This is a genomic window from Desulfosarcina sp. (genome assembly GCF_033791525.1).
Classification (GTDB): Bacteria; Desulfobacterota; Desulfobacteria; order Desulfobacterales; family Desulfosarcinaceae; genus Desulfosarcina.
Genome location: NZ_JASJGN010000377.1, coordinates 1 through 9,125, shown reverse-complemented (window position 1 = coordinate 9,125; position 9,125 = coordinate 1). Strand labels below are relative to the sequence as shown.

The 9,125-nt window shown below is 53.2% G+C and carries 6 protein-coding genes; 5 read left to right on the top strand and 1 reads right to left on the bottom strand.

The genetic code is table 11. The annotated features are described in order from the left end of the window. Both QNK41_RS18540 and QNK41_RS18535 read left to right on the top strand, forming a co-directional pair. Positions 1–2,290 (top strand): 4Fe-4S cluster-binding domain-containing protein (locus QNK41_RS18540; RefSeq protein WP_319259916.1); only part of this gene is annotated, 2,290 nt, incomplete at its 5' end. A gap of 12 nt (positions 2,291–2,302) precedes the next feature. Beyond that, on the top strand, positions 2,303–2,965 hold the full coding sequence (locus tag QNK41_RS18535; protein WP_319259914.1) for a peptidoglycan DD-metalloendopeptidase family protein: 663 nt from the start codon (positions 2,303–2,305) through the stop codon (positions 2,963–2,965). A gap of 235 nt (positions 2,966–3,200) precedes the next feature. On the opposite strand, the gene QNK41_RS18530 is transcribed toward QNK41_RS18535, so the two are convergent. Next, positions 3,201–3,314, bottom strand: a complete 114-nt coding sequence (locus QNK41_RS18530; protein ID WP_413815180.1) for a transposase zinc-binding domain-containing protein — start codon at positions 3,312–3,314, stop codon at positions 3,201–3,203. 304 nt (positions 3,315–3,618) lie between these two features. Between QNK41_RS18530 and QNK41_RS18525 the strand changes: the two genes are divergently transcribed. The 3 genes from QNK41_RS18525 to QNK41_RS18515 all read left to right on the top strand — a co-directional run. After that, positions 3,619–5,412, top strand: coding sequence for a long-chain fatty acid--CoA ligase (locus tag QNK41_RS18525; protein WP_319259911.1), 1,794 nt, complete (start codon positions 3,619–3,621; stop codon positions 5,410–5,412). A 495-nt stretch (positions 5,413–5,907) separates the two neighbouring features. Next, a complete protein-coding gene (locus QNK41_RS18520; RefSeq protein ID WP_319259909.1) occupies positions 5,908–7,479 on the top strand; it encodes a phospholipase D family protein in 1,572 nt (523 codons plus the stop codon). A 222-nt stretch (positions 7,480–7,701) separates the two neighbouring features. After that, a partial coding sequence (locus QNK41_RS18515) for a hypothetical protein (RefSeq protein ID WP_319259907.1) occupies positions 7,702–9,125 on the top strand: 1,424 nt, incomplete at its 3' end.

Here is a 9,125-nt window from a genome sequence, read left to right as displayed (position 1 = left end):
TAAGCTCAGTCGGCTACTCGACGTGTGCGGGCATAGTGGAAATCCCGAAGGGTTTTTTTCCGAATTGCTATCTCAATTGGCAACGGCCGACGGCACCCGAAAGATTGCCGTCAACGGCATCGAGCTGCCTCATTTGATGCTCATGGCCATTCTGGAAGTCGTCCTGCCCGGTAATAAATTCCTATCCATAAAAAGTACCGAACAACTGGAAAAGGTTGCCAATATCCGTATCCCAGAGGCCGATCAGGCGGACATACAGTCGGTTATCGATACGTACCCGGTCCGGCTCTCCATGCACACGATCCGCCAGATGCGGGTATCCGGCGACGTGGCCTATCAGTATCTACCCTTCGTTCAGGAACTGGACAACACGGGACACACCAACACCTGGATCGGACAGTTCCACCAAGGTCTGCTGGAGCAGATGTATCAGAACCGGGTCATTTTTCTGCTCAACATGAGCTGTCCGGTCTACTGCCGATTCTGTTTCCGCAAGCACAAAGACTCCCGCAACGAAACCAACCCCACTCCGGCAGGTGTCCAAAAAGCGGTCGCGCATGTCGCAGCGTCGCCATCCATCAAAGAAATCGTGATCACCGGCGGGGACCCCTTCATGAACCGGGCAAACATGGCCCAGGCCATCGACGGCCTCATGGAGGTCGACCACGTTCAGACCCTGCGCCTGGCCACCCGTTCCATCGCCTATTACCCCCATCTGTTTTTGTCTGACGATGCGGCCTTGCTGGGCTACTTGAAACGAAAAAACCTCGACCTTCAGCAGCGCGGCAAGCGCATGGAAGTGGCTACCCATTTCATTCATCCCGATGAAATCTCACCGCAGAGCCTGATGATCATTTCCGATCTGGTAAAAAGCGGGATTGCGGTATACGTCCAGACGCCGTTTTTGAATGGCTGCAACGACGAGGGCCCCGAACTGGTCCGGTTGTTCAGCCTGCTGCGCGGCGCCGGTGCGGAACTTCACTATATTTACATCCCCTGCAGGCCCATCCATGGAAACAACGTATACTGGTCGCCGATTTCAAAAGGGCTGGCCGTGGGCAACTACCTACGGGCGCACCTGTCCGATCGCGTGATCCCCAGGATCTGCACGGCCACCCCCATCGGCAAGATGGACTGGCATACCAGCGGCTGGGCCGTGGAACCGGTGGCGGGAAACGAGAACTTCATGTGGATTCGAACGCCCTACACGCCCGCGTATTTCAAGCGCTTTGCGCCCATTGCCAACGATCTGGATAATATTCGCATCAACGACGAGGGCACCATCGACATCCAGTACATGGCCCAAATTGGCGATGAATCGCTCTTTCTGGGCGCGCGGCCACCTCGGCCTGGCGGTGGTGTGACGACTCAGCCGCAAAGTACCAAGACAATACTGCCGATGGTCCGCAGCGGTGAGAAAATTGCGCCATCGATAGTAGATACCGGGTCTTCGATGATTTCTCGCGTCCATGAGACCCGGGTGGAGATGGATACCGAGGCTCTCGATGAGGATTTTGACATTATTCGCGGCGAGGACCGCATCACCGATGTGGTGATCGTTTCTGCAACGGATGCCGTCGACTCCCTGTTTAGAATCCGCCGCATCGTTCGCGCACTCGAAAAGATACCCCACGTCAATGCGGTACGGCTGCGCAGTCTCAAGTTCAATTATGAACCGGAAAGGTACACCCCTGTTGTGATCGATGAACTTGGCCACCTGAACAAACTGACCATGGTGTCTCCCCTGCGCTTGGAAATAGAGACCCAGTTTCTGGCTGCCGAGGAATTCCGACCAGCACACAAGCGACTGGCCCGGCAGTTGAACAACAAGGGCATTACGGTTTATTGCAACACTCCGTTGCTGGGCCGGATAAATGATACGTCGAAAGCCATCAATCAACTTGCCTACGGCTGCCGGAAAGCCGGCATTGAATTTCATCACCTCTATGTGGCCGGTCTGCCTGTCCAGGACCGTTGGAACCGGGATAACCCGGTGGCCCTGTATGATGTGGTCGATATCGCCACGCGGGTGCGGCGGGAAGGCAGCGGTCGTGAGGTGCCCAGGTACATCATCCGCACCGTCCTGGGAGAGGTTGATTTCGGCTTGTCATCTACCATCCTTGGCCGGGACGGTGACCTTTCGGTCAAACTGCTGCCTTACGATTTATCCTATTTTACCGCCATGCAGCCTGATTTTACCTGGCCGGCTGATGTGTCGGAAGATGTCGACGGTAAACCCGTCGTGCCGATTGCCGGCTTGCTGAAAACCACGGATTTTGCCTTGTCTTAGGCAGGAGGCCTGATGTACTATCCATTTTTGCTTTTCAACGAGAACATTGACCACCGTCCGGTCTTCACCGGTTTGCAGGGGGACCCTTATGTCGCGGATCTTTCTCCCAACAGCCCGCTTCTCCGCAGCTTGGATGTAAGAGATCAGAAAGGGTTTCAACGGGTCCTTGACGAGAAGATGGGGTCGACATACCGATGGGGGTTTTCTCCCTACCTGGAGCGGCGTGACACCCTGCTCGGGGACTGCCCGCAGATGGTGGCCGACCAGCGATTCATCCATCTGGGCCTGGATGTGATCGTCGGCCTGGGTACGCCCCTGCATGCACCGCTGGACGCCACTGTCGCACAGAGCGGGTATGAGGAAGGGGAGGGCAACTACGGTGGTTGGGTACTGTTGAAACACGCAAATCCCCATTTCGAAACGTTTTACAGCCTTTATGGCCACCTGTGCAAATCGCGTCTGCCGGTCGCCGGCCAGGATTTTGAGGCCGGTGCGGTTTTTGCCGAGATCGGTGATTTCCACGAAAACGGCAACTGGTTTTACCACACTCACATTCAGACCATCACCCAGAAGGGCCTGGACCGGGGCTACCTATCCAAAGGGTATTGTTCTCAAGCGGATTTGGCGGAGATGAACGACCTGTGTCCGTCGTCCATTCCTCTTTTTAAACGGTGAAGTATCTCTAACGTTGCAAAAGCTGGTGGGATCAGGAGTCAAGGCGCCAAGGTCGAACAGGAAATTCACACCCTGTCTTCAGGAATTCCTGAGATGGGGTCTCCACTTTTATAGTAGGTTTTAAGCGACGCCCACCCGCACCGGCTGAGTTCGGACAGCAGCTTACGGTCATAAAGAAAATAGCGCCGCAGGATTCTCGGGATAATGAGCACCACGTGTCGGTGCGGAACCGCCTTTACAACCAATCACCGAATTCTACACCCCGTTTCTGGTGGCATGACGGGCACAAGTGGCGGCGTTTGCACGAGAAAGCGAGCAGATACTCGCAGCCGCAATCCCCGCATCGCACCCTGGCAAAGCCGTTTTTAGGAATGCCGCAATCTAGCGTCTGCTTCGCCTGCGGTTTCGAAAATGCTCAGACTTTTCCTTCAAACAAAATCTCCCCCCTCTGAAAGAGTACTTAATGATAGGGCATCTGGTATCGCCGCCCTGCAGGAGCGGACTATTTCCGCGAATTCACCTTAAGCTCAAAAGATTCCGCCTCCGCATGGACAAGGTTCATCGCGCTGTGGTATGAGTTGTTTGGGGGAGTTTTATGTGCAACGCATAAGGACCGCGGCAGGCCTTTGCCGCACAAAGGGGGAGGAAACCATATGAAGTTTATCGATTATTCCAACATGCACGCCATGCTTAAACAAACGGTCGACCGATATGGTGAGACCACCGCCTACAAGTGGTTTACGGAGCCTGGGCAAACCGATTCGGTGAACTGGAATCAGTTTTACGGTCAGGTCCGACAGGTGGGCAAATCGCTCATGGCGCTGGGGGTGGAAAAAGGCAACAAGGTCAACATTCTCAGCTATTCGCGCTATCAGTGGGTGCTCTGCGATATGGGCATCACCAGCATCGGATCGGTGGCGGTGGGCATCTACCAGTCCAACCTGCCCAAGGATGTCCGTTATGTCGTCGATCACTCAGATGCGGTGGTGATTTTCGCCGAGGACAATGCACAACTGGCCAAGTTGATGGAAATCCGGGCCGAGATTCCCGACATCCGCCAGGTGGTTCTGTTTGCCGGAGACGTACCGGCAGACGATTGGGTCATCAGCTTCGAAGACTTCCTGGCGTTGGGCAAGGATGTCGCCGATGCCGATTTCGATTCAAGGGCGGACGCCGTGACACCGCCTGACCCGGCGGGCATCGTATACACCTCCGGTACGACAGGGGTTCCCAAAGGCGCGGTGCTGACCCACGACAACATCACCTTTACGGCCCAGTCGGTGAAAGGCAGCACCAATATCAGCGAAGGGGAGGAAGTATTTTTATTCCTGCCGCTGGCTCACGTCTTCGCCCGCACCTGTGTATACGCCACCCTGCTTGCCGGTTGCGCAACGACATTCACGCGCAGCATGGAAACCATCGTCGAAGATATCGGGGTGGCCAGTCCGCACTGGTTTGCCAGCGTGCCCCGCATCTACGAAAAAGTCTACTCCAAGGTCATCAGTGGCGCGGAAGCAAAGGGCGGCGTAGCACTGAAAATATTCCGGTGGGCCTGTGAAGTGGGAGAAGCGGTCAGCGACTGCAAACTCAACAAACAGCCTATTCCCTTCGGGTTGGGAATCAAGTATGCATTGGCCACCAAGCTGGTCTTCAGCAAGGTGCAGGCAGCATTAGGCGGCAGGGTCAAATGGTGCATCAGCGGCGCAGCACCGTTGAACCCCTCCATTGCCAAGTTCTTCCACGCCGCCGGCATTCTGATTCTTGAGGGCATCGGTATGACGGAAAACACATCGTTTACGAATCTCAACCGCTTCGACAACTATCGTTTCGGCTGGGTCGGCCCTCCAGGTCCCGGCATCGAGCAGAAAACTGGCGACGACGGTGAGGTGAGTTATCGTGGCAGAAACGTCATGAAGGAATATTATAAAATGCCGGAAGAGACGGCTGAAACGATAACACCCGACGGGTGGCAGTACACCGGCGATCTGGGTGAGATCGACAGCGAAAATTTCTTGAAAATCACCGGTCGGAAAAAGGATCTCATCATCACTGCCGGCGGTAAAAACATTGCACCGTCCGCCATAGAAGGGGTCATCGCCACGTCCAAGTACATCAACCAGATATGCATCATCGGCGACAAGCGGAAATTCCTCAGCGCGATCGTCACCATCGATCCTGACAATGTGCCGGAATGGGCACAGACCCAGGGCATCACTTTCAACTCACTGGAAGAGTTGATGACCAACGACAAGGTGCGGGCGATGATCGAAAAGGAAGTGGCCGAGAAGAACAAGGATTTCGCCAGTTTCGAAACGATCAAGAAGATTACCATCGTACCGGAGTTCACCATCGAAAACGGCTTGCTGACGCCAACGATGAAACTCAAAAAGAATTTGGCAATCACTCAATACGAGGAAACGATCAACGCAATGTACCCGGATGATTAGGTGGAAGTCCGAAGGCTGAGAGCTGAGGTCAGAAGGTGAAGTCCGAGGACTATAGGTTGATAACGGAAGGAAACAGCGGGCTCCGGAGCTTAAGCACTTCACCGATGCGCATACCCCCCGAGCCATCAATTCGAGGATTAAACGATTGCGGACTTTGGTGGTGCGAAAAATGATGCGTCGATGGTTTCCTTTTCGGTAATTTTCCATCTTGAGGTCACCCTCTCCTAGTAAAGCTTCCGGATCATGGGCCTATCACATGGGTTTTTTGAATCAGGATTGATATTGTTGCGCACGAAATTGAAAAATGATGAGAGTTGGGAAAAACGGATCCGTTTGGTGTAAGGTTTAGTGCTGTAGGCGAGGCGGTTCACGCAGGCCGCGTCCTTTCTTCCTGCGGAGGATCCTACGGAGGATTCGTCCTGACGGTCTCCCGTTGAAACTGGTATGTCAGTGCCGTGAGTCCCCCCGGGAAGCTCTGGGGTAAGGCAAAAAAAATTGGGACGGTTCGGTTGTTTATTGGGAGGTCTTGAAATGACGACTTTTAGGTTATGCAAAATTTCCGTAATATTCGCTTTTATCGGACTATTGGCCGGTTGTGCGACGGTATCCTTAGAACAACCAAAATCCTACAGCACAGCAATCACCGATACGGATGATACGGTGTTGGGCAAATACGCTGCTAACAAAACCGCTCAACATGTCAATCAATCCGGTTTCTATCCTCTAATTCAAGGCATGGACGCTTTGGGAACTCGACTCCGGTTGGCCGAAAAAGCAGAAAAAAGTATCGATCTGCAGTATTTTTTAATGAAAAACGACACTGCAGGGGCTGTGATGGCCAACGCGCTGCTCAAAGCGGCGGATCGGGGTGTTCGAATCCGTTTTTTGCTGGATGACGTCTTTACTACCGTTCCTGATGACAGTTTTCTATTGATCAATAAACACCCCAATATCGAGATCCGGATATTCAACCCCGTCTCCCGAAGCGGCATATATGTGTTTAACTTTGTCGGCCAGTTCAATCGGGCGAACAGGCGCATGCACAATAAATCATTTACGGTGGACCATTCGATCAGCGTCGTTGGTGGACGAAATATTGCCGATGAATACTTTCAGCTCAAAGAAAACGCGGTGTTTGTCGACTTCGACGTTTTGGCGGTGGGCCCCATAGCGGCAGCAATATCTGAATCCTTCGACCAATACTGGAACCACTCACTTGCCGTGCCCATCGAACAATTCATCAAGGATAAAAAAAGTGAAGATCTGGGAACCATTCGGGCGGACATCGCCGAAGAACTAGATGGCATCTATGATACCGTATATAAAAAAGCGCTAAATAGCCAGCTGCTTCAGGATCTCATCGCAGATCGAAAGCCGCTGTATTTTGGACCGGCAAGGGTGCTGTCCGACGATCCCGACAAACTGGTAAACGTGATTGACGAAGCGCACATGAAACTCGCCCAAGACCTGGGTCAAATCTTGGAAGCCGCGGAAAAAGAAATCATCTTTATCTCCCCTTACTATGTTCCCGGTGAGAGCGGTGTGCAGTTTGTTCGTGATCTTGTGGCCAAGGGGGTGCGGGTTGTGATCCTGACCAATTCATTGGCTTCGACCAATCATGTGCCGGTGCATTCGGCTTATGCGCGCTATCGCCGGGATGTCATCAGAGCTGGTGTCGAACTGTATGAAATGCGTGCCAACGCGGCCCGTGAACTGAGCGGTAATGAAGATGATCCAAATGCGCTTACCCTGCATACCAAGGCCATTATAATTGATCACAGATACATGTTCATCGGTTCTCTGAATCTTGATCCGCGTTCGATCGAAATCAACGCCGAGATGGGCTTGCTCATTGACTCTGAACCCATGGCCAGAGAGTATACAAAGAACGGTGATGAGCGAATGTCGACCCTTGCCTATCGGGTACTCGAAAACGACGAGGGTAAGCTTGAATGGCACGCCCGGATCGACAACCAAGATGTGATCGAGACCAAGGAACCGTTGACAAGATGGTGGCGCCGTTTCAAGGCCTGGTTTATGAAAATCGCTCCTGAAAGCCAGATGTAGAAGGTATTACCCCTGAGTGTGACAGCGGCAAAAAGAACCATTTTGTCAGAATTTCATTTCGACGAAATAGAGAACCAGACTGTTCAATTATCAGCCATCTTGGCATATAAATCCAAAGCACACAAACCTGAATCAGAGAACAAAATTATCATATACCGTAACCCACGCATATCCGTGTTTATACTTTTTCAGGCATGCCTTGTCTGTCTATGGCCTGCGAACGTGCACGCAGAAGACATTCAATCCACCGCGCCAGCCGCGTTAAAGGAAAATACCACCGCTCCCTCGCTGACGGTGGCCGGAATGATCGTGAGGGCCGCCGAATTGAAAGTGCGGCTGACTGACCTGGAAAATCGCGTTGCCGCTTTTCCAGACGCCGATGCGTCCGCCGGCTCCTTTGCCGCCATCAAAGAGAACTTGGCGGTGCTTGAAACGAAAATAAAATTGCTCGATCCGGATCGATTATACCTGAATTTCGATTATGTAACCAGTTGGCAATTTATCCACAATGCTGAGAAGAAGGCATTTGAAGAGATTCTTGGGCCGATAACATCGGCCATAGACGACCTTGAGCAGGCACAGCAATTCTGGGATGAAGAGCAGAGCCGTTGGCTTGAACTGCAGGCGGCCCTACCGCCCCGGATGACCATCGCCAGTGTATCGACTGCCGTTGATACAGCCAGCCAGACCATCGACAGCGCCCAACAAATCATCACTGAAAACGTCGACCGGCTGTTGACCGCCCAAATCGATTCCATCGACATCCAAAGCCGCATCCACACCCTGAGCGCTATCGGAGACCGGTTTATTGACAAGGCGCCGTTGAAGTACCTTACCCAAACGACGCCGCCCTTGTTTTCATCTGCCTATTACAAGCCGTTCAATCGACAGATAGTGGTGGAATTGAGTCAAGGTATCCGCAGGGTGGCCTGGCCGGGCAACACGTTTCTTATTCTAGGGACATGGGTGATCATGGCCCAGATTCTGCTCATGTCGGTCATCATCGGTGTAATCCGGCGCAACCGTCAATACCTGGAAACACATGCGGGTCAGGGTATTCTCGCCCGCCGACCCATCGCCGCGGGTGCCTTTATCGGCTTTTTCATTTTCATCGGGGCGTTCAATGCGACCCCACCGGTCTGGGGGTTGATTCTTGGGATCATCATCGCCGTTTCGGGGGCGGCATTGTTGGGCGGCATCGAGGACCGCCTATGGGAAGGGCGGTTGTTCTATGGGCTGGCGGTATTCGTTGGCATCACCATGCTCTTCCGGCTGATCATTTTGCCGATGCCTCTGTTTCGAATTTTCGTATCCGTTGCCGCCCTGACCGCTGCGATCTTCTGGTTCCGGCCGACCATCAAAAGCACCACTTCGTCACCGGCGGCCCCGAACGAATGGGTGTTGCGCCTCGGCGGGATTCTATTTGTGGGAATTTTTCTCAGCGAGGCACTCGGTTATAGTTTCCTGGCGTTGTACGTGTTCGAATCGTCGGTAATCTCCTTGTACATTATTCTTTTTGGCTATGTCCTGCTGGTATCGGTCAGGCCGTTTCTGAATATTTTTTTCCGCAGCAGACCCATTCAGCGGATCCAGTTCCTACGAAATAACCGTGAGTCGATCGTCAAGCGTCTGGCACCGGTGTTCAA

Bases quoted from the DNA above. Each gene is read 5' to 3' on its own strand.
- QNK41_RS18535 (WP_319259914.1), top strand. From the start codon at position 2,303: ATGTACTATCCATTTTTGCTTTTCAACGAGAACATTGACCACCGTCCG.
- QNK41_RS18525 (WP_319259911.1), top strand. From the start codon at position 3,619: ATGAAGTTTATCGATTATTCCAACATGCACGCCATGCTTAAACAAACG.